Source organism: Pseudarthrobacter sulfonivorans (genome assembly GCF_031454915.1).
GTDB classification, from domain to species: domain Bacteria; phylum Actinomycetota; class Actinomycetes; order Actinomycetales; family Micrococcaceae; genus Arthrobacter; species Arthrobacter sulfonivorans_C.
Genome location: NZ_JAVDRS010000001.1, coordinates 706,260 through 725,471, shown reverse-complemented (window position 1 = coordinate 725,471; position 19,212 = coordinate 706,260). Strand labels below are relative to the sequence as shown.

Annotated in this window: 20 protein-coding genes; 5 read left to right on the top strand and 15 right to left on the bottom strand. The window is 65.1% G+C overall.

Annotation, left to right across the window (positions count from 1 at the left end):
- Positions 1–55: 55 nt before the first annotated feature.
- Both J2808_RS03280 and J2808_RS03275 read left to right on the top strand, forming a co-directional pair.
- Entirely contained in the window at positions 56–1,384 is a 1,329-nt protein-coding gene (locus J2808_RS03280; protein WP_309811541.1) for a nicotinate phosphoribosyltransferase, read from the top strand.
- Positions 1,384–2,016, top strand: a complete 633-nt coding sequence (locus tag J2808_RS03275; RefSeq protein ID WP_309811539.1) for an isochorismatase family protein — start codon at positions 1,384–1,386, stop codon at positions 2,014–2,016. The genes J2808_RS03280 and J2808_RS03275 overlap by 1 nt, the downstream gene beginning before the upstream one ends.
- Positions 2,017–2,109: 93 nt before the next feature.
- On the opposite strand, the gene J2808_RS03270 is transcribed toward J2808_RS03275, so the two are convergent.
- The 9 genes from J2808_RS03270 to J2808_RS03230 form a co-directional block, all read right to left on the bottom strand.
- Positions 2,110–3,894 carry a DEAD/DEAH box helicase gene (locus tag J2808_RS03270; RefSeq protein WP_309811536.1) on the bottom strand — a complete coding sequence of 595 codons (1,785 nt, stop codon included), beginning with the start codon at positions 3,892–3,894 and terminating at the stop codon, positions 2,110–2,112.
- Positions 3,894–4,235 carry a DUF3039 domain-containing protein gene (locus tag J2808_RS03265; protein WP_309811535.1) on the bottom strand — a complete coding sequence of 114 codons (342 nt, stop codon included), beginning with the start codon at positions 4,233–4,235 and terminating at the stop codon, positions 3,894–3,896. The genes J2808_RS03270 and J2808_RS03265 overlap by 1 nt, the downstream gene beginning before the upstream one ends.
- Before the next feature lie 122 nt (positions 4,236–4,357).
- On the bottom strand, positions 4,358–5,140 hold the full coding sequence (gene nagB, locus J2808_RS03260; RefSeq protein WP_309811531.1) for a glucosamine-6-phosphate deaminase: 783 nt from the start codon (positions 5,138–5,140) through the stop codon (positions 4,358–4,360).
- A 44-nt stretch (positions 5,141–5,184) separates the two neighbouring features.
- The gene (locus J2808_RS03255) at positions 5,185–6,756 is read right to left on the bottom strand and encodes a transporter (protein WP_309811528.1); all 1,572 of its coding nucleotides are present in this window, start codon (positions 6,754–6,756) and stop codon (positions 5,185–5,187) included.
- Positions 6,738–7,532: an ABC transporter ATP-binding protein gene (locus J2808_RS03250; RefSeq protein WP_309811524.1), complete on the bottom strand. Its 795-nt coding sequence runs from the start codon at positions 7,530–7,532 to the stop codon at positions 6,738–6,740. Before J2808_RS03250 ends, J2808_RS03255 begins: the two co-directional genes overlap by 19 nt.
- 99 nt (positions 7,533–7,631) lie before the next feature.
- Positions 7,632–7,943, bottom strand: coding sequence for a DUF3253 domain-containing protein (locus J2808_RS03245; RefSeq protein WP_309811521.1), 312 nt, complete (start codon positions 7,941–7,943; stop codon positions 7,632–7,634).
- Between the two features lie 11 nt (positions 7,944–7,954).
- Positions 7,955–9,052: an NADH:flavin oxidoreductase/NADH oxidase gene (locus J2808_RS03240; protein ID WP_309811517.1), complete on the bottom strand. Its 1,098-nt coding sequence runs from the start codon at positions 9,050–9,052 to the stop codon at positions 7,955–7,957.
- Positions 9,052–10,056 carry a tetratricopeptide repeat protein gene (locus J2808_RS03235; RefSeq protein ID WP_309811514.1) on the bottom strand — a complete coding sequence of 335 codons (1,005 nt, stop codon included), beginning with the start codon at positions 10,054–10,056 and terminating at the stop codon, positions 9,052–9,054. The genes J2808_RS03240 and J2808_RS03235 overlap by 1 nt, the downstream gene beginning before the upstream one ends.
- Positions 10,057–10,114: 58 nt before the next feature.
- Positions 10,115–11,821 (bottom strand): hypothetical protein, encoded by a 1,707-nt coding sequence (locus tag J2808_RS03230; protein ID WP_309811510.1) that lies wholly within the window; start codon positions 11,819–11,821, stop codon positions 10,115–10,117.
- A gap of 217 nt (positions 11,822–12,038) precedes the next feature.
- On the opposite strand from J2808_RS03230, the gene J2808_RS03225 reads away from it, so the two are divergent.
- Positions 12,039–13,349, top strand: coding sequence for an AI-2E family transporter (locus J2808_RS03225; RefSeq protein WP_309811507.1), 1,311 nt, complete (start codon positions 12,039–12,041; stop codon positions 13,347–13,349).
- Positions 13,350–13,395: 46 nt separating this feature from the next.
- On the opposite strand, the gene J2808_RS03220 is transcribed toward J2808_RS03225, so the two are convergent.
- Positions 13,396–14,196, bottom strand: a complete 801-nt coding sequence (locus J2808_RS03220; RefSeq protein WP_309811505.1) for an alpha/beta hydrolase — start codon at positions 14,194–14,196, stop codon at positions 13,396–13,398.
- A gap of 77 nt (positions 14,197–14,273) precedes the next feature.
- Complete coding sequence (locus J2808_RS03215) at positions 14,274–14,642, bottom strand: ATP/GTP-binding protein (protein ID WP_309811503.1); 369 nt, start codon at positions 14,640–14,642, stop codon at positions 14,274–14,276.
- Between the two features lie 37 nt (positions 14,643–14,679).
- On the opposite strand from J2808_RS03215, the gene nucS reads away from it, so the two are divergent.
- Complete coding sequence (nucS, locus tag J2808_RS03210) at positions 14,680–15,375, top strand: endonuclease NucS (protein WP_309811500.1); 696 nt, start codon at positions 14,680–14,682, stop codon at positions 15,373–15,375.
- A 306-nt stretch (positions 15,376–15,681) separates the two neighbouring features.
- Positions 15,682–15,885 carry a cold-shock protein gene (locus J2808_RS03205; protein ID WP_011692441.1) on the top strand — a complete coding sequence of 68 codons (204 nt, stop codon included), beginning with the start codon at positions 15,682–15,684 and terminating at the stop codon, positions 15,883–15,885.
- 155 nt (positions 15,886–16,040) lie between these two features.
- On the opposite strand, the gene J2808_RS03200 is transcribed toward J2808_RS03205, so the two are convergent.
- The 4 genes from J2808_RS03200 to J2808_RS03185 all read right to left on the bottom strand — a co-directional run bounded on the left by J2808_RS03200 (position 16,041) and on the right by J2808_RS03185 (position 19,197).
- Positions 16,041–16,472 (bottom strand): DUF2550 domain-containing protein, encoded by a 432-nt coding sequence (locus J2808_RS03200; RefSeq protein WP_309811452.1) that lies wholly within the window; start codon positions 16,470–16,472, stop codon positions 16,041–16,043.
- 10 nt (positions 16,473–16,482) lie between these two features.
- Positions 16,483–16,767, bottom strand: coding sequence for a F0F1 ATP synthase subunit epsilon (locus J2808_RS03195; RefSeq protein WP_131131695.1), 285 nt, complete (start codon positions 16,765–16,767; stop codon positions 16,483–16,485).
- Between the two features lies 1 nt (position 16,768).
- On the bottom strand, positions 16,769–18,223 hold the full coding sequence (atpD, locus tag J2808_RS03190) for a F0F1 ATP synthase subunit beta (RefSeq protein WP_309811447.1): 1,455 nt from the start codon (positions 18,221–18,223) through the stop codon (positions 16,769–16,771).
- Between the two features lie 80 nt (positions 18,224–18,303).
- Positions 18,304–19,197, bottom strand: a complete 894-nt coding sequence (locus J2808_RS03185; protein WP_309811444.1) for a F0F1 ATP synthase subunit gamma — start codon at positions 19,195–19,197, stop codon at positions 18,304–18,306.
- Positions 19,198–19,212 lie beyond the last annotated feature (15 nt).

The following is a 19,212-nucleotide window of genomic DNA, read 5'->3' as shown; positions in this document are numbered from 1 at the left end:
CCCCGCGGCGAAGCGAAGCGAGACGAGGGAGCCGGTGGGGACTAGAGTGAATTTTGTGAGTACCTCTGCCGGCTGGGACCATCCCCGCGCGTCCCTGTATACAGACCACTACGAACTGACCATGCTGCAGGCGTCGCTCCATTCGGGCGCAGCGCACCGCCGGTCGGTCTTCGAGGCCTTCGCGCGGCGGCTGCCGGACGGCCGGCGGTACGGCATTGTGGCGGGCACTGGCCGGCTCCTCGAAGGCATCGCCGACTTCCGCTTCGGCGAAGCGGAGCTCGATTTCCTCGGCCGCACCGGTGTGGTCAACCAGGACACCCTGGACTATCTGGCGAACTACCGGTTCACCGGTGACATCTGGGGCTACCCGGAGGGCGAGGCGTATTTCCCCAACTCCCCGATCCTCATTGTGGAGTCCACGTTCGCAGAGGCCTGCATGCTGGAGACCTACCTCCTCTCGGTCCTGAACCATGACAGCGCCATCGCCTCGGCGGCTTCGCGCATGATCACGGCAGCCGGCACCCGGCCTTGCATCGAGATGGGGTCCCGGCGAACACATGAGGAGGCAGCCGCCTCGGCAGCCCGCGCCGCGGTGATCGCCGGGTTCCACAGCACGTCCAACCTCGAGGCAGGCATCCGCTACGGCATCAAGACCGTGGGCACCGCCGCGCATTCCTTCACCCTCCTCCACGACACCGAGCGGGAGGCGTTCGAGGCGCAGCTCGCCTCGCTGGGAGTGGGCACCTCGCTGCTCGTGGATACGTACGACGTCGAAACTGCCGTCCGTGCCGCCGTCGAGTTGGCGGGGCCCAAGCTGGGCGGCGTCCGCCTGGACTCGGGCGACCTGGTTGCCCAGGCCTCGTGGGTCCGCCAACTGCTGGACGAGCTGGGCAACGAGCACACCAGGATCATGGTCACTTCGGACCTGGACGAGTTCGCCATCGCTGCGCTGCAGTCCGCCCCGGTGGATTCCTACGGCGTAGGCACCTCGCTGGTCACCGGTTCCGGGGCTCCCACCGCCAGCATGGTCTACAAGCTGGTGAGCCGCGCGGACGACGCCGGCAACTTCATCTCCGTGGCGAAGGCGGCCAAGAACAAAACCAGCATGGGCGGCCGCAAGTATGCGCTGCGCAAGCTCAACGAGCGCGGGATTGCCACCCAGGAGATCGTGGGCATCGGCCACCGCCCCGAGGACGACGGCAACGACCGGCCGCTGCTTCAGCAGTTCATGAAGAACGGCGAACTGCTGCCGGGCTGGACCGGACACGAGGGCGTGATGCGCGCCCGCCAACGGCACGCCGACACCATGGCCGAACTGCCCGCCGTGGTGAACCGCCTGCAGCGCGGCGAAGCAGCAATTCCCACCATCTATGAGGAGAACTGATGTCCCGCGCCCTGATCATTGTCGATGTCCAGAACGACTTCTGCGAGGGCGGTTCCCTCGCCGTGGCCGGCGGTGCCGATGTGGCCGGAGCAATCAGCGAATATGTGGACGCCCACCACAACGAGTTCGACCACATCGTGGCAACCCAGGACTGGCATATCGATCCCGGTGCGCATTTCTCCGAGACTCCCGACTTCAAGGACAGCTGGCCGCCGCACTGCGTTGCCGGCACCCGCGGCGCGGAGCTCCACCCGGACCTGGACACCGAGTACATCCAGGCCTATTTCCAGAAGGGCCAGTTCACGGCGGCCTATTCCGGATTCGAAGGCCTGCTGGCTCCTGAGGATGCTGTGCCCACCGGCGACCGCAAGCCCGGCTCCCTGCCCGCAGATGCGGACGCCTACGCGCCCGCCGACGACGCCATCGGCCTGGACGACTGGCTGCAAAGCCACGATGTGGAAGATGTCGTGGTGGTGGGGATCGCGACTGACTACTGCGTCCTGGCAACGGCCCTGGACGCGGTCCAGGCCGGCTACTCCGTGACGGTTGTGCGGCAACTGACCGCAGGCATTGCCGAGGACCTTGACGACGCTGTTGCCGAAATGGAGCTCGGCGGCGTGGACGTCGCCTGAGCGCTTAATTGCAGGAGTGGCCCGGCGCTCTGCACCGGGCCGCTCCCGTTTTAAGCCACTGCTGCTTTAGGCCGCCGCTGGTCTCTGTTGCGGCTATTTCCGCCCGATGAACCAGTCCTGCAGCTTCCGCAGCCTCGATTGGAGCTGCTCCTCGTTCGCCTGGGCCACAGGTGGTCCGCCGCACACCGTCCGCAGCTTGGTGTGCACCACACCGTGCGGGGTGCCGGTCCGTGCGGACCAGGCCGCCACATTCTTCGCCAGTTCGTTGCGCAGGTCCATCAGCATCCGGTGGTCCGGGATGGCCGGAGCCGCCGTGACCGGTTCAGCCGCCGGTGCGCGCCGGTTCTTCCGGTTGAGCTGGTCGTGCTGGCGCTGCCGGAGCAGCGTCCCCACCTGCTCGGCGTCCAGAAGCCCGGGGATGCCCAGGAAGTCCAGTTCGTCCTCCGAGCCAACCTCTCCCCCCGTACCGAACTCGCCGCCGTCGAACAGCACACGGTCGAAGGACGCCTGCGAATCGAGGGCCTCGAACTTGCCCTTAGTGAGGCTGTCCGACGCCTTGTCCTCCCTGTTGGCCTCGGCCATCAGGGAATCCTCGGGATTGAAGAGTCCGTCGCTGTCTTCCTTTTCGGGGCGGTCCAGGGCGTGGTCCCGTTCCATCTCCATGGAGTTCGCCAGCGCCATCAGCTGAGGCACGGACGGCAGGAAGACCGACGCTGTTTCACCACGTTTCCGGGCACGCACGAAACGGCCCACCGCCTGGGCGAAAAAGAGCGGCGTGGAGGTGGACGTCGCGTACACACCCACTGACAACCGGGGAACGTCCACGCCTTCAGACACCATCCGGACAGCAACCATCCACCGCTTCTCGCTCACGGTGAATTCCTCGATCTTGCTGGAGGCCTTCGCGTCGTCGGAAAGAATCACGGTGGGCGACTCGCCGGTGATCCGCTTCAGCTGCCCGGCGTAGGCCCTGGCGTCCTCGTGGTCCGTGGCGATGACCAGCCCGCCGGCATCCGGAACTGTGCGGCGTACCTCACTGAGGCGTTTGTCCGCCCCGGCGAGTACGGCAGGGATCCATTCCCCGGCCGGATTGAGCGCCGTCCGCCAGGCGTGCGAGGTGATGTCCTTGGTGACGGCGGCCTCGCCGAGTGAGGCGGCCATCTCTTCGCCGGCGCTGGTGCGCCACCGCATCTGCCCCGAATAGGCCATAAACATGACCGGCCGCACCACGTGGTCGCGCAGGGCGTTGCCGTAACCGTAGGTGTAGTCCGCTTTGGAGCGTCGGATGCCGTCCCGGTCCTCCGCATACTCCACAAAAGGGATGGGAGAGGTGTCGGAACGGAACGGTGTACCTGTCAGGGACAGCCGCCGCGCCGCAGGATCAAACGCTTCGCGGAGACCGTCGCCCCAGGACAGGGCCTCACCGCCGTGGTGGATTTCGTCCAGGATCACCAGCGTGCGGGCGGCCTCGGTCTTGGCCCGGTGCAGCATGGGTTTGCTGGCCACCTGCGCATAGGTAACGGCCACGCCAACGAAGCCGCGGCCGTGCTGGCCGTCGGAGTTCTTGAAGTTCGGGTCGATGGCGATGCCCACCTTGGCAGCAGCGTCCGCCCACTGCCGCTTCAGGTGGTCGGTGGGCGCCACGATGGTGACCCGGTTGACTGCCCCGGATTCGATGAGCATGGACGCCACACGCAGGGCGAAGGTGGTCTTACCGGCGCCGGGCGTTGCTACGGCCAAGAAGTCACGCGGGCCGGTCCTGAAGTAGAGGTCAAGGGCCTCCTGCTGCCAGGCACGGAGTTTCTGAGCGGTTCCCCAGGCTGCGCGTTCCGGATAAGCCGGGGGCAGGGTGGGGCCGCCAAAGAGCGTCTCCGTCACTATTTGTTGTTGCCTGAGTCCCCTCCGGGACCCTTGCCGCCGTCGTTGCCCGGGCGGAGGCCTTCATAAACCTCTTTGCACATGGGGCAGACCGGGAACTTCTGCGGATCCCGGCCCGGCGTCCACACCTTGCCGCAGAGGGCAATAACGGGGTCACCCGTCAGCGCGGACTCCATGATTTTTTCCTTGCGCACGTAGTGCGCGAAGCGTTCCCGGTCACCGGGCTCCACTTCCTGGCGCAACTCTTCGCGCTCAATAGTGGCCGTGGACGTTCCAGCCCCGGAAAGCTCACGCATCGGGTCGTTTTCGAGAGGGTCCGTCATGCTAGTCATGGCATCCATCTTAGCGTCCCGGGGCGGTGGACGTTCGACGCCGGCGGTGCCGTTTTGCTCCCACCGCACCGGCCGGCGTCGGCCTTTCCCTGTAAATCCGGTGGTTGGCGGCTGCCCCAATGTGGCACGTGTTACAGCCCCTGCCACGAAGGTTTGTGGTCATGGGTATGCCGGTAGAAGTCCGCGAGCTTCAGCGACGACGCCGCTGCCTCATCCACCAGGATGCTGGCGTGCGGGTGGAACTGCAGGACCGAGGCCGGGCAAACCGCGGAGACCGGCCCTTCCACGAAGTCGCGGACCGCCGGCGCCTTCTGCGCCCCTGTGGCTATGAGGACAACATGCCGGGCCTCAAGAATGGTGCCCAGTCCCTGCGTCACCACATGGTGGGGCACATCCGCGAGGCTGGTGAAGAACCGGGCGTTGTCGCGGCGGGTCTGCTCGATCAATGTCTTGATGCGCGTCCGCGAGGCAAGCGAGGAGCCCGGCTCGTTGAAGCCGATATGGCCGTCCGTGCCCACGCCGAGGATCTGGAGGTCCACGCCGCCCACCGCCCGCATCCGGTCCTCGTAGGCCCGGCACTCCGCCGGGATATCCGCCGCCGATCCGTCAGGAGTGTGGACATTCTCCGGGAGGATGTTCACCCGGCTGGTGAACTCGCGCCCGATGACCTCCCGGTACGACTCGGGGTGCCCGGGCACCAGGCCCACATATTCATCCAGGGCAAAGGCGTGTGCGGCGCTGAAGTCCAGCCCGTCACGCTCGTGCCGCACAGCCAGTTCGTCGTAGACAGGCAGCGGCGAGGACCCGGTGGCCAGCCCCAGGACAGCATTGGGCTTGCGCCGGAGCAGAGCTTCGACGGCGTCTGCCGCCAGCTTCCCGATCTGCCTGTTGCCGGGGAGGATGACAACTTCCATTGCGGCCACCTTTCTGGAGTTTTGCTTTCTGTTGTCCTGCGGGGTCAGCGGTTCACAGTCAGCTGGGCCAGCAGTTCGGGCCCGCGGTCGTCAAGCCATTTTCCGCCCAGCCGAATGCCTGCCCCAAACAGCGCCAGTCCCAGCATCAGGCCGACGGCCAGGGTGGCCCACCCAAAGACGGCGTTGCCGGTGACCATTTGCGCTATGAACAGTCCCACTTCGGGCAGGACCAGCAGGGTCAGCACGCCCATGCCGCCAAACTGCACCGCCATGGTCTGGCCCACGTTGCCCGGGGGCTTCTTGAACGGGCTGTCGCCGGGCAGGGGCACGGCCACGGTATAGCGGGCCGACACCACAGAGGACAGGCCCAGGCCCGTGAACAGGATGCCCAGGCTCAGACCCAGCTGGCCGGGCAGTTCCGACCAGCTGCCGGTGAAGAAGTACTGGCCCACCGCAAAAACCAGGACCACGGGAAGGGCGAAGGCCAGGCATGCCAGCGCCCGTCCCAGGCGGTCGTCAACACCCCGGACACCCGTGGCCACGTGCAGGGCAAACGCCGTGTTGTCATAGGAGACGTCCGCCGAGATGGACCAGGCCAGCAGGAAGGCCGCCAGGGGTGCCGCCACCGCCAGCATCCCGAAGTCCCCGGTCTGGCTGCCCTGGAAGACCAGCAGGACGGGCAGCAGGGGGACAACAACGAGGGACCCCGAATAGCGGGGGTCACGCAGCCAGTACGTGAGCGCCCGCGCCGTGACGGCACCGGCGGGGGTGGCCGGAAGGAGGGCGAACAAGCCCAGCTTTCCGGCCTTGCGGCTGCCGCTCCCGGCGTACGGCGGGTTGACCAGTGCACGTTCAAGGAGCAGCTTCCAGAACCAGGCCAAGGCAGCGAGGGTGGCAACGGCGATGACGAGTTTGACGGCGGCCGCTCCCGGGTTCCCGGCGGCCAGGTCGCCGCCCAGGGACCAGGTGGCACCCAGGGGCGTCCAGGACAGAGTGGCCGCCAGCTCCGGCAGGAAGCCTGCCGAAGCGGAAACGCCACTGGCAACGCCGGCAACAATCGGCCCCATCAGGACCAGCGGGACCATAAACGCGATGGCACTGATGTCCTTGAACCGGCGGGACGAGGCAAGGCTGGCTGTGGCCGTGGTGACTACCTTGGAGAGGACAATACAACTCAGGACGCCGACGGCGGCACCCACCAGTGCGGCAACCGCGGGCAGTGGGCCGCGGGCCCACGTCCACACCGTGGCGAGCGCTACGAGAGCGGTGGCCAGCCCGGGAATGCCGATCAGTCCGCCAAGGGCCAGCCCGGCCAGGAGCTGGCGCATGGGGACCGCGTAGGTGGTGAAGCGTGCAGGGTCAAGGGTCATGTCCGCTGCGGAGGCCGCCACGGGGACAATTCCCCAGCCCAGGAGGGCTGCCGAGCCGCCCAGCACCACCACGGTGTGCGCCAGTTCCGGATCGGCACTGCGCAGCAGGACCAGGGCCACTACCAGGGTGCCCACCAGACCCAGCGCATACAGCCCACCGATGGCCATCCCCACCAGCTGCCAGGGACTGCGGCGAAGGCCGTTGCGGAGCAGGGTCAGCTTCAGCCTTAGAAGGTGCGCAACCATTCCAGGCCTTCCGTATGGTTGCGTCCGCCCACCAGTTGGACAAACCGTTCTTCCAGGGACACTCCGGCCCGCACCTCGTCCACCGTCCCTGCAGCCAGCAGCCGCCCGGCGGCCACCACGGCAACGTGGTCGCACATGCGCTGGACCAGGTCCATCACGTGGCTGGAGACGATGACAGTCCCGCCGGAAGCGACATAACTGTCCAGGATGGACCGGATGTTTGACGCCGACACGGGATCCACGGACTCGAAGGGTTCGTCCAGGACCAGCAGCCTCGGCGCGTGGATCAGTGCTGAGGCGAGTGCGATCTTCTTTGTCATGCCTGCCGAATAGTCCACCACCAGGGTCCCGGCATCCTGGCCGAGGTCAAAAGCGGACAGCAGTTCCCCCACACGGGCCGCCACAACGTCCTTGTCCATACCGCGAAGCAGCCCGGCATAAGTGACCAGCTGCTCGCCGGTCAGCCGGTCAAAAAGGCGGACGCCGTCCGGGAGGATGCCCATCAGCTTCTTGGCCTCCAGCGGCCTGGCCCAGACATCGACCCCGTGGACTATTGCCGTGCCGAAGTCCGGCCGCAGCAGTCCTGTGGCCATGGACAGTGTTGTGGTCTTGCCGGCGCCGTTGGGTCCAACAATGCCGAAAAAAGAGCCCGCCGGGACGTCGAGGCTGATGCCGTCCACGGCAATCTTTCCGCCGAACCGCTTGGCGAGGCCACGGATGGACAGGGCTGGGACCGGGCCGGAGTGTGGCGCCGGATCGGGATGCGGAGCAGTCATACCGCCAGCCTAGTCCCGCGGCTTTGCTGGCGGGGTCCTCCCGCAGGAGTAGGGACAAAGGAGTAGGACCGCGGTATCGGCGGACTGGGCCGGATATTCCTACTGAACCTTGCGGATGCGGATGGGCCCTTTGGCAGTGGAAGGGTCAACCACCGAACCACCCTGGGTGATCTGGACCTCGCCCGCATCAACCAGCCGCCGCGCGGCCCTTCGGGCAGGCTCCATGAGGCCGCGCCAATTCTCATCGCCAACAGCACGGGCGGCATCCGACGGGCAGATGGTGGACGTTTCGGCCCTGGCAGCCAGGAGTTCCAGGATGCTCGCTTCCAGTTGCTTGTCGATTTTCCCTGCAGGCTGGCCACCAGCCTTGTCATCAGGGGTCTGCGCCACTTCGCGCCGTCGGTGGGTCACGGATGCGGCCGTCAGAATGAATGCCGCGCTACGGCACGTTCATACTGGGGTGCCCACTTGATGTCGTGGCCCAGTTCGAATGCCGCCCGCAGCCACCAGTGCGGGTCACGCAGGGCAGCCCTGGCAATGAACACCCCGTCGGCCTGGGCCGTCGCAACAGCGTGTTCGGCCTGCCCGGCAGAGGTCAGGAGGCCCACGGTTCCAGTGGGAACACCGGTTTCGCGGCGGATGCGCGCGGAGAATCCGGTCTGGTAGCCGGGTCCGGGCTTGATGTCCTGATGGGCCACGGCTCCCCCGCTGGAGACGTCAATGAGGTCCACGCCGTGTTCGTGGGCCTGCTTGGCCAGCCGGACAGATGCCCCGATATCAATCCCGTTCTCTGCCCAGTCGGTGGCCGATATCCGCAGCAGCAGCGGCATCCCCTCCGGAATGACGTTACGGACAGCATCCACTACGGCCAGGGTCAGGCGGTTCCGCCCGCCCTCATCCCCTCCCCACGAGTCGGCGCGGGTATTGATCAGCGGACTCTGGAACTGGTGCAGCAGGTAACCGTGCGCGCCGTGGATTTCCAGGGTGTCGAACCCGGCGTCAACTGCCCGCACTGCGGCCGCGGCAAAATCTGCGATGAGGTCCTGGATCTGCGCCTCCGTCATGGCGGCGGGTTCGGCATAGCCATCAAACGCCGAAGCCGACGGTCCCACGGTGGTCCAGCCGCCGTCGGATTCGGGCACGCTCCCCCGCTGCCCGGAGAACGGCCAGTAGGTGGACGCCTTGCGGCCCGCGTGCGCGAGTTGGACGCCGATCTTCGCTTCGGCAGCGCCGTTCCGGTGCACAAAGGTGTTGATGCGCGCCCAGGCCTCGGCCTGTTCGTCGTTGTAAAGTCCGGCGTCGCGCGGACTGATCCGGCCGGCCGCGTTGACGGCCGCGGCCTCGGTGACGATCAGGGCAGCACCGCCTGCGGCGAAGGAACCCAGATGCATCAGGTGCCAGTCGTTCGGAACCCCCGGGGCGGCGTCGGGATCGCAGCTGTACTGGCACATCGGCGACACCCAGCCGCGGTGCGTCAGCTCCAGCGAACGGAGCTTCAGCGGCTGGAACAGCGCCGACACTAGAACAACACCCTGGCCAGTGCCTGGCGGGCTTTGGCCACGCGGTCGTCGTGCGTGCCCACCACGTCAAAAAGTTCCAGGAGACGCACGCGGGCCGTCTCCCGTTCGGGACCGAAGTTCCGCCCGATGAAACTGACCACACGGTTCAGCGCGTCCTCCACATGGCCGCCGGCCACGTCCAGGTCCGCCACGCCCAGCTGGGCGTCAAGGTTGTCGGGCTCATTGGCGGCGAGGGTACGCAGCCCTTCGGTCTCCTGGGCAGAAAGCGGCTGAAGCCGCGCCATCAGCTCCACCTGCGCCAGGCCTGCCTTGGCCTCGCTGTCGGCGGGCATCTCCAAAAGGGCCTGGCGGTAGGCCACCGCCGCTGCCTCGTAGTCCCCTGCTTCGATGGCGTCGAAGGCCGCCTGGTGCAGCGGCGGAAGGGGAGCCGGTTCGGCATCCGCTGGTGCGCCTCCGCCGAGGCTGCCCGTGACGCCGTTCGCGGCGGCCACCTTCAGCAGTTCATCCAGGAGCGGGCGGATCTGGGCGTCGTCGGCGCCGCCTTGGAAAAGCGGGACGGGCTGGCCCTTCACTACGGCCACCGCCGTGGGAACGGCCTGGACCTGGAAGGCCTGGGCCAGCTGCGGGAAGGCGGCGATGTCCGCGGCGGCCAGCACAAGGCGGCCGCCATAGCCGTTGATCACCTGCTCCAGGGAGTCCACCATCGAGGCAGACTCCGGCGAGTAGGCGGCCCACAGCGCGAAGACCACCGGTACCTGGGCCGAAAGCTCCACGAGCTCTTGGAAGTTTCCTTCGGTGACATTGACCCGCAGCGGTGCGGCGCCCGCAGCCGCAGTTTCAGAGGCAGTTCCGTTGGTGGCACCGGCATCACCGGGAACCGACGGATTGCCGGCACCCGCAGGAGGCGCCTGGCGCTGTTTCAGGGCTGAAAGGTCGACGGCGCCGCGCAGGTTAAGCAGGCTGGCAGCGGCTGGAGGGACTGGGCGGGAAGCTGGCGAACTCATGCTTTCCACTCTAGCCACTCCGGCCGCTGCCAGGAGTACTGAAAGTACGCTTCCGGGGCTACTTGATGCTTGCCCCCACCAGTCCGCGGGTTGCGGCCACCAGCTTCATGGGATCCGTGGAACCGGCCGGCGGCACGTAGACGGCCATCGACTCAGCAAAGTTCAGCACCATTCCTGTGGTGGTTTCCTTGCCGCCGGCGAGCGCGGCGGCGTCGTCGCCGATGGTGAGTTTATCGCCGGAAGCCTTGGGCGTGCCGTCAAAACCGAAGTTGATCCGGCCCATCACCAGCGCCCCGCCGTCGGCGGTACGGAACACAACAGTACTTTCCGGCACCACACTGTGGGTAAAGGAGAATTTGCCGTTCGCGCCCGACTTGACCACTTCAGCCTGGTAGGACAGGGTGTCGGCGATGTATGGCGAGGATGCGCCCTCCACGAGCTTGTCCTTGAAACTGGACTTGGGGTTGATCAGGCGGTCGGCCAGGCCGGCGAGGGCTTCTTCACCGCTGTAGAGCAGGCCCTCCTTGTCGCTTGCGGCCAGCGTCTGGGTGCCATCCCGGCCGATGGCGGGGAACGTGGTTCCCGGCTGCAGCGGGGTGGTCTGCGTCAGCTTGTAGTTCTCACGTGCCGAGGGCTGAACCAGGGTGAGAAGCTGCGGGACGACGTTGCCGTCACCCTGCGTCACAGCCAGGACGGAGCGGGGCCAGCTGCGATCGCTGGTGACCACCGTGGTGAGGAGCTTGGTGGAGCGGACAGGCATCCGGGCTTCGTACGTACTCACTTGGGACCGGATCTTGTAGTTCTTGGTGCGGACCTCAAGTTCGGTCCCGCCGACGCGGTCTGCGAGCTTTGAAGCGTTCCTTGCGGCGTCGCCGGCGTCCGTTGCACTGGAGACCTGCTCGAGGATCCGGCGGAACTGTGCGTCCAGGAGTACGGGCGATGATGGCTGGGCGGGGGCCTCGGCAGCTGATTCTGTGGACGGAGCCGGGGCGGGCGTTGTGGCAGCGGTCGCCGGAGCACCGGATACGGCCACTACGGCGGCAGTCACAGCCGCGGTGACCATGCCACCGGAAACCATACCGAGACGCGAGGAAGACTTGGCCTCAGCCTCAGCCTTGGCCCGGGCACGTCGTGCGAACAGGCTGCCTTGGCCGGTGCCTTCGCCGTCGCGCTTGCGTGCGGAGAGAAGCGCCAGGGCGATGCCGGCAAGGATCAGCAGTCCGCCGATGACCATCAGGGGAACGGCCCACGGCGTGGAGGTGTCATTCGGGAATGTCATGGAGATCGACGACGGGGCCGCCTTCGTGCCGTCTGCGGCCAGCAGCAGCGACCATTCGCCGTCGGCGGGAGGCGTCCAGGCGTATTCCAGTTCGCCGCTCACGCTTTCGGTGGAAACCCACAGGTCGGATCCGGAAGGATTCGGTGCGGTGGCCTCGCCGTCGGCGTGCTCCACCACCAGTGCTTCCTTGTCCTCCGAGACACCCGTGACGGTGTTGTGGGCGGTCTTGCCCACCCAGGCATCCACATCGTCCGGCCGGCCCACTGCAAGCAGGAAATTGCCGTCGCCCTCGATATTGATCTTCACCGTTCCGCCCTGCTGGGTACGCAGATTCTGGTCGATGACGGTCAGGGGCGCCTGGGCGGCATCTGACGGCGCCGAAGCCGTGAAGGTCGAGGAGGGAGCCCAGATTGTTTTCTGGCCGACGCCGGCCAAAAGTGTCAGGAGGCCGAGCAGCACGAGTGCGACTGCAGTCTTGAAACGCAAAGGAAACACCTATCATCAGCGGGGGTTTGCTTTCAATAGTAACCGTTTTGTTACCAGAACCCCCGTTGGGGTCCTGCAAACCCGCGTCGACGGCGGACCTTTGACGCCCCGGCCGGGCGCCCTCGCTCCTGTTGACAGGGCGGCTGATAGTGTTTGCGATGATCATCACACCCGCCCGCAAATGCGGCGCCACGCACGGAACAGGCCCCAGAATCCAGTGACTGACAAGACGGAAGAGTCCTCAACAGGACACGAAAATCACTCGGACCCTGGCACGGCCCCGTCCCTGCCGGAAGCGCCTGCGCCTGCGAAGCAGAGACGGTCCGCTGTGAAGACTCTTGGAGTGGTAGTGCGGCGCCTGCGCCAGCCACTGCCCGGCGCCCAGCCCAGGCTTCGTTTTGAGATACCGCCGGAGTACATCCACACGGAGGACCAGGACACGACGGACGCTGGTGAAACCGCAACGCAGTTCGGCCGTCCCGGTCCCCGGATGTCCATGCAGCACCCCCTGTATATGGGATTCATGGGCACCGTAGGAGTGGGCCTGGCATTGCTGGTCTACTGGATCGGTTCCAACAACACGCAGCTGCTCCTGTGGATTGTGGCAGCCCTCTTTATTGCGCTGGGCCTGGAACCCGTGGTGGGCTGGCTGGAGAACCGGAGAATCCCCCGCCCGGCCGGCATCCTGGTTGCCGTTACTGTCCTGATCAGCGCAGTGGCAGGCTTTTTCGCCACCCTCATCCCCACCATCGTGGAACAAGTCACCGAAATCGTGGTGCAGGCACCCACCTGGGTACGGGACTTCATCGATTCCGAGTTCTTCCGCAGCGTGGATGACCAGTTTGGCGTGCGCGACCGCATCAACGAGGAACTGGACAAGTTCGTCAACAACCCCGAGGCCATGGGCGGGATATTCGGCGGGGTGGTGGGTTTCGGCTCCACACTGGCGAACGGGCTCTTTGGCACCTTGATTGTCCTGGTGCTGAGCCTATACTTCCTGGCGGCTCTTCCCGCCATGAAGAAATGGGGCTACCGGCTGGCACCCCGGTCGCGCCGCGCCCGTGTGGAGGCGCTCTCCGACGAGATCACCCGGTCCGTGGGTAACTACGTGATCGGGCAGGCCTGCGTGGCCTTGTTAAATGCCACGTTCGCGTTCATCGTGATGTCCATCGTGGGCGTCCCATTCGCCCTCCTGCTGGCCTTCGTGGTGGCGCTGCTGGCGTTCATCCCGCTCGTGGGCGGCATGATCGCAGGCATGGTTGTCGTCCTGATCTCACTGACGGAAGGCTGGCAGACGGCCGCCATCTACGGGATCTGCTACTTCGCCTACCTGCAGTTCGAGGCGTACTTCATCTCCCCGCGCATCATGCAGAAAGCCGTGGCCGTGCCAGGCGCCGTGGCCGTCATCTCGGTCATTGCCGGTGGCAGCCTGCTCGGCGTGCTCGGCGCCCTGATCGCCATCCCGACGGCAGCGGCCATCCTGCTGCTGGTCAAGGAAATCTACATCGTCCGCCAGGACAAGCACTAACTCGCAGGACACAGACTGGCACCACACCCCGGCCCGGGCGCCGAAACTAGGCAGCAGCAGTAGCCACCGGACCGTTCCACTCCGTCGGCAGGCCGTGGGGGCCGGAACCTGCTTCAGTCACATCATCCACGATCTCGTTGAGGGCCCGGGAAGCGTACTTCTCGCCGACCCACAGGTGTTTGGCGCCGTCGACCCCTACCACCCGGGCCTGCGGCACCAGGCTGAAGCGTTCAGCAGCGGCCGCCGGCTGGAGGTAGTCGTCATGTTCGGGCACCAGGACTGTCAGGGGCTTCGCAGCCTCCGCCCACATCCGGAGGTGCGCATCGGTGGCCCGGTGCAGCGGGGGCGACAAAAGCACGGCACCCTCAACCTGGCTTGCCACCGGTTCCACGGCCCCGTACATCAGCGCCAGTTCGGTACCGAAGGACCATCCCACCAGCCAGCGGTTGGGCAGTCCGCGTTCTACCGCGAAACGCACCGCCGCCTCGACATCCTGGCGTTCACCGATCCCCTCTTCGAATGAACCTGCGCTGGTGCCCCGCGGCGATGCGGTCCCGCGGGTGTTGAAGCGAAGCACTGCGACCCCAGCCAAGGCGGGGAGCCGGTAGGACGCCTTCCGGTAGACGTGGGAGTCCATAAACCCGCCGTGGGTCGGCAGTGGATGCAAGGTGATCAGCGTCGCGGTGATGGGACCGGATTCGGGCAGGGCAAGTTCCCCCACCAGCTTGTGGCCGTCCTCGGTGTGGAGTTCGATATTCTCCCGCTTCGCCGGCAGGACCGTGGAAGCGCGGATGGGTGACGGGCCCGAAGGCTGGCTGAATTCGTACGACGCCGGATCAAAAGTCATGCCTGCCAGCTTAGCGACTGCGGACGGCCCACGCCCCCGCGACCGGGCGTGACTGTCCCCAATCGTGCCGCCTCGCGTCAGCGGTAACGGTACGTCCGAGACAGCCAGCAGTTGGTGTGCCAGTGGCGGCGCTCGGCGAGGCCGGCCGCGGCGCCGAACAGGTGGTCGTCTTTCCACACCACCAGGTGGGCGACACCGGGAACTACGGCAGTGGAACACCCCGGGCAGATATAGGTCTTTTCCGCGTTCCTGGCGGTCATGGTCCTGACCATCCATTCGCCGTCGGGAGCGCTTTCCCGCCGCGCAATTCCCGCCCGCGCACGCTCCAGATCCAGCTCGGGAACGTCGCCGTTGCCCCGCTTGCCTGCCACCTTGCCAGCAAGGCTCCCTTTGGCAGCCGGGCCTTTACCGGAGGCAGGGCGGCGGGGACGGTTGGAACGCGGCATGCCTCCATTCTGCCTTAGCCCCGGTAGTGTGTACGGCGTGCGACTTGTCATAGCCCGATGTTCAGTTGATTATGTTGGCCGGCTCAAAGCCCATCTCCCCCTTGCCACCCGGCTCCTGCTGGTCAAGGCCGATGGTTCCGTGCTGGTCCATTCAGACGGCGGTTCCTATAAACCGCTTAACTGGATGAGCCCGCCGGCAACCCTGCGGGTCTCGTCACCGGAGGATGTTGACCTGGAGCTCGGCGTCACCGAGCAGTGGACCGTCCAGTCCGCCAAAACCGATGACCGCCTCATCATCAACATCCACGAGCACATCCATGAGTCCTCCCACGACCTGGGAGTGGACCCCGGCCTGATCAAGGACGGTGTCGAAGCGGACCTCCAGCGCCTGCTCGCTGACCAGATTGAAACCCTCGGCACCGGCTTTTCGCTGATCCGCCGCGAGTACTTCACCGCGATTGGGCCGGTGGACATCCTGGCCCGGGACGCGGACGGCGCCACCGTGGCGATCGAACTGAAGCGGCGGGGCGATATCGACGGCGTGGAGCAGCTGACCCGGTACCTGGAACTGCTGAACCGTGATCCGCTTCTGGCCCCTGTCCGTGGGATCTTCGCCGCCCAGCAGATCAAGCCACAGGCCAAAGTGCTGGCCAACGATCGCGGCATCGACTGCATCACTTTGGACTACGATGCCATGCGCGGCGTGGACGACTCCGAATCCCGGCTGTTCTGACCCCCTGACTGGCCCCGTTCGACCCCGGCAGGCACCGGACGTCGGGAAATAGCGCCTGACGAGGGGATTCATACCGCTTTTACCCAAAATTTCCCGGCTTGGCCGTTGACCAGACGGGGACGGCATGAAATTCTTAGATCAGTCTTTGTGTAGGTGTTTTTTCATGCTCGCAAGACAAGTTGCGAGCGCGAAGCTCCTGCACAGCCGGTTCCATCGGGACGGCAGTGAAGGATTCTTCTCGCGGAGTGACCAAGTCCAGCACGAGGCGTGCCGGACTTAGACAAGTTCCATAATGAGGAGAAATAAATGGCACAGGGAACCGTCAAGTGGTTCAACGCTGAAAAGGGCTTCGGCTTCATCACCCCGGATGACTCCGATGGCGATGTCTTCGTTCACTACTCCGAGATCCAGACCGGTGGCTTCAAGACTCTCGACGAGAACCAGCGCGTTCAGTTCGAAATCGGTCAGGGCGCCAAGGGCCCCCAGGCTACCGGCGTAACGCTGGTCTAGTACCCCGCCCGGAGGCCGCCACGTTGCGTCTTCCAGCGAAAAGATCCTCGGCATGCGTGCCGGGGATCTTTTTTTGCCTGGTGGCGCCGGGCTGGGGCACACGGTGCCCCAGGAGGCCATAGTGACAGCCGGATCCATGTTCAGGCTATGGCGGGTTAGCGCCAGGTGCCCACGCCGATGACCGGCCCGGCTTCCAGCCAGGAGGACAACCCCGTGTACGCATCGAACTTCATGGCCAGCCTCAGATCCTGGCCTTCATAGCGCAACTCCACGATCACGACGTCGGGCTGGACCTTGACTGCCTCTGCTTCAGTGGGCTTGCGCCGGCCCAGGAGCTCCAGCGAGCTGCGCTTGAACTTGTATTTGGGACGGAGGCTCAGGGAAGCAAGGCGGAACCATTCAAGGTCGTTGTCCTGATAACGACAAACCCCCATCTGCCAGCTGTTTCCAGCCATGCAAATGGAGGCGTCCACCGTGCCGAGGGCGCGCCGCAGATTGAAGCGGCGCACCCCCACGAGGCACAGTGCAAATATCAGCAATCCAAAAGTGATTGCCAGGGCGATGAACGGAAGTGTCTGGACGTCCATCAGGGTGGTGCTAGCGGATCCCAGCAGTAGCCGCGTCGCCCAGTTGGGCGTTGTCAGCAACAATCACTACGCGGTTGTTATCGACGGAGAAGAATCCGCCGTCAACAACTACGGCAATACGGTCACCGGAAACCGGCTGGATAGCCAGTTCACCTTCGGCCAGGATCGCCAGCAGGGGCGAGTGGCCGGGCAGGATTCCGATTTCACCATCGCTGGTGCGGGCCTTGACCATCGTGGCCGCTCCGGACCAAATAAACCGGTCCGCTGCGACAATCTCAACCTCAAGCTCAGCCATACTACTTGGTCTGTTCCTGGATCTTGGCCCACTGGCGCTCGACGTCATCCAGGCCGCCGACGTTGAAGAACGCCTGCTCTGCAATGTGGTCGAGGTCGCCGTCGCAGATAGCGGTGAAGCCCTCAACGGTGTCCTTGATGGAAACCGTGGAGCCCTCCACGCCGGTGAACTGCTTGGCGGTGTAGGTGTTCTGGGAGAGGAACTGCTGGATGCGGCGTGCACGCGACACGACGATCTTGTCCTCTTCCGAGAGTTCATCAACGCCGAGGATGGCGATGATGTCCTGGAGTTCCTTGTTCTTCTGCAGGATCTGCTTCACACGGACAGCCGTGTTGTAGTGGTCCTGGCCGATGTACTGCGGGTCCAGGATGCGGGAGGTCGACGTCAGCGGGTCAACGGCCGGGTACAGACCACGGGAGGCGATTTCACGGGAAAGTTCCGTGGTCGCGTCGAGGTGTGCGAAGGTCGTGGCCGGAGCCGGGTCGGTGTAGTCATCTGCGGGAACGTAGATGGCCTGCATCGAGGTGATGGAGTGGCCCTTGGTGGACGTGATGCGCTCCTGGAGGAGACCCATCTCGTCAGCCAGGTTGGGCTGGTAGCCCACAGCCGACGGCATGCGGCCGAGGAGGGTGGAAACCTCGGAGCCTGCCTGGGTGAAGCGGAAGATGTTGTCGATGAACAACAGCACGTCCTGGTTCTGCACATCGCGGAAGTACTCCGCCATGGTCAGGGCGGACAGTGCAACGCGCAAACGCGTTCCCGGCGGCTCATCCATCTGGCCGAATACAAGGGCGGTGTCCTTCAGGACGCCTGCCTCTTCCATTTCAACCCAGAGGTCGTTACCTTCACGGGTACGCTCGCCAACACCGGCGAATACCGAAGTACCACCGAAGTTACGTGCCACACGGGTGATCATTTCCTGGATCAGAACCGTCTTACCCACGCCGGCGCCGCCGAACAGGCCGATCTTGCCACCCTTGATGTACGGGGTGAGAAGGTCAATGACCTTGATGCCGGTTTCCAGCATCTCGGTGGAACCCTCAAGCGTTGCGAAGGCGGGAGCCTTGCGGTGGATCGGCCAGTAGTCCGAAGCCTGGATCTCGGACTCATCAACGTCCAGCGGCTTGCCGAGGACGTTGAAGATGTGGCCCTTGACGCCGTCGCCAACAGGCACGGTGATCGGGGAACCGGTGTCCACTACGTTGGTGCCGCGGACGAGTCCGTCGGTAGCCTGCAGCGAGATGGCACGGATGAGGTTGTCGCCCAGGTGGAGGGCAACCTCGAAGGTGATGGTCCTGGTCTCACCGTTGAGGGTAACCTCCGTGGTGAGGGCGTTGTAAATCGAGGGGATTGCGTCAGCCGGGAATTCGACGTCGACAACCGGGCCAATAACACGTGCAATACGGCCGGTGGCACCGGACGTTGCGGCTACGTGTTCGGTAGCAGTGGCAGTCATCTCTCTCACTTCACTCAGTAGATGGCGTGGGGGTTAAGTTTGTTCTTTGGTGCAGGTACAGCCGTACCGGACCGTGCAGGCTAAGACGCGCTCAAGGCGTCGGCACCGGCAACGATTTCCGAAAGCTCCTGCGTAATTTCAGCCTGGCGGGCAGTGTTGCGCAGACGCGTGTACTTCTTGATGAGGTCCGTGGCGTTGTCGCCGGCGGACTTCATCGCCCGCTGGCGGGCTGCGAGCTCTGAAGCTGCGGCCTGCAACATGGCGGCGAAAATACGTGACTCGATGTAGCGCGGCAGCAGAGCATCAAGAACCTGCTCCGTTTCCGGCTCGAATTCGTAGAGCGGCAACAGGTCTGATTCAGACGCAGCCTGCTCTTCGACAACTTCGAGCGGGAGGAGACGGATGACCGTCGGCTCCTGGGTCACCATGGACTTGAAGCGGGTGTAAACAACATGGATTTCGTCCACGCCGCCCTCTTCGTAGGCGGTCGCGAAGTCTTCGAGCAGTGCTGCCCCCACCTCGCGGGCAACCTCGAACAGCGGAGCATCCGTGTTGCCGGTCCAGGCGCGCTCGAAAGGACGGTTCCGGAAATCGAAGTACGCCTGCGCCTTGCGGCCCATCACGTAGGTCTTAACTTCCTTGCCCTCCCCGTGCAGCAGCTCAATCAGGCCTTCGGCCTGCTTGAGTACTGTCGCCGAGTACGATCCTGCGAGGCCTCGGTCAGAGGTAATGACCAGCACGGCCGCCCGGCGGATCTGCTCCGGTTCGGTGACCAGCGGGTGGTCAATTTCGCTCTGGCTTGCGACAGCAGAAACGGCACGCGTGATCGCGTTTGCGTAAGGCAGTGAAGCCGCTACGCGTGCGCGGGCCTTGCCAATGCGCGAGGTAGCGATCAGTTCCATCGCCTTGAAGATCTTGCGCATCGACGTTGTCGAGCTGATCTTCTGGCGGTAGACCCGAATCTGGGCTCCCATACTTATCCTTTCCTA

What these genes read in the sequence shown, in the direction of transcription:
- nagB (WP_309811531.1), bottom strand. Translation starts at nt 5,140, where the DNA reads ATGGAAGTTGTCATCCTCCCCGGCAACAGGCAGATCGGGAAGCTGGCG.
- J2808_RS03255 (WP_309811528.1), bottom strand. Translation starts at nt 6,756, where the DNA reads ATGGTTGCGCACCTTCTAAGGCTGAAGCTGACCCTGCTCCGCAACGGC.
- J2808_RS03185 (WP_309811444.1), bottom strand. Translation starts at nt 19,197, where the DNA reads ATGGGAGCCCAGATTCGGGTCTACCGCCAGAAGATCAGCTCGACAACG.
- J2808_RS03235 (WP_309811514.1), bottom strand. Translation starts at nt 10,056, where the DNA reads ATGAGTTCGCCAGCTTCCCGCCCAGTCCCTCCAGCCGCTGCCAGCCTG.
- J2808_RS03205 (WP_011692441.1), top strand. Translation starts at nt 15,682, where the DNA reads ATGGCACAGGGAACCGTCAAGTGGTTCAACGCTGAAAAGGGCTTCGGC.
- J2808_RS03275 (WP_309811539.1), top strand. Translation starts at nt 1,384, where the DNA reads ATGTCCCGCGCCCTGATCATTGTCGATGTCCAGAACGACTTCTGCGAG.
- atpD (WP_309811447.1), bottom strand. Translation starts at nt 18,223, where the DNA reads ATGACTGCCACTGCTACCGAACACGTAGCCGCAACGTCCGGTGCCACC.
- J2808_RS03200 (WP_309811452.1), bottom strand. Translation starts at nt 16,472, where the DNA reads ATGGACGTCCAGACACTTCCGTTCATCGCCCTGGCAATCACTTTTGGA.
- J2808_RS03265 (WP_309811535.1), bottom strand. Translation starts at nt 4,235, where the DNA reads ATGGATGCCATGACTAGCATGACGGACCCTCTCGAAAACGACCCGATG.
- J2808_RS03250 (WP_309811524.1), bottom strand. Translation starts at nt 7,532, where the DNA reads ATGACTGCTCCGCATCCCGATCCGGCGCCACACTCCGGCCCGGTCCCA.
- J2808_RS03215 (WP_309811503.1), bottom strand. Translation starts at nt 14,642, where the DNA reads ATGCCGCGTTCCAACCGTCCCCGCCGCCCTGCCTCCGGTAAAGGCCCG.
- J2808_RS03220 (WP_309811505.1), bottom strand. Translation starts at nt 14,196, where the DNA reads ATGACTTTTGATCCGGCGTCGTACGAATTCAGCCAGCCTTCGGGCCCG.
- J2808_RS03195 (WP_131131695.1), bottom strand. Translation starts at nt 16,767, where the DNA reads ATGGCTGAGCTTGAGGTTGAGATTGTCGCAGCGGACCGGTTTATTTGG.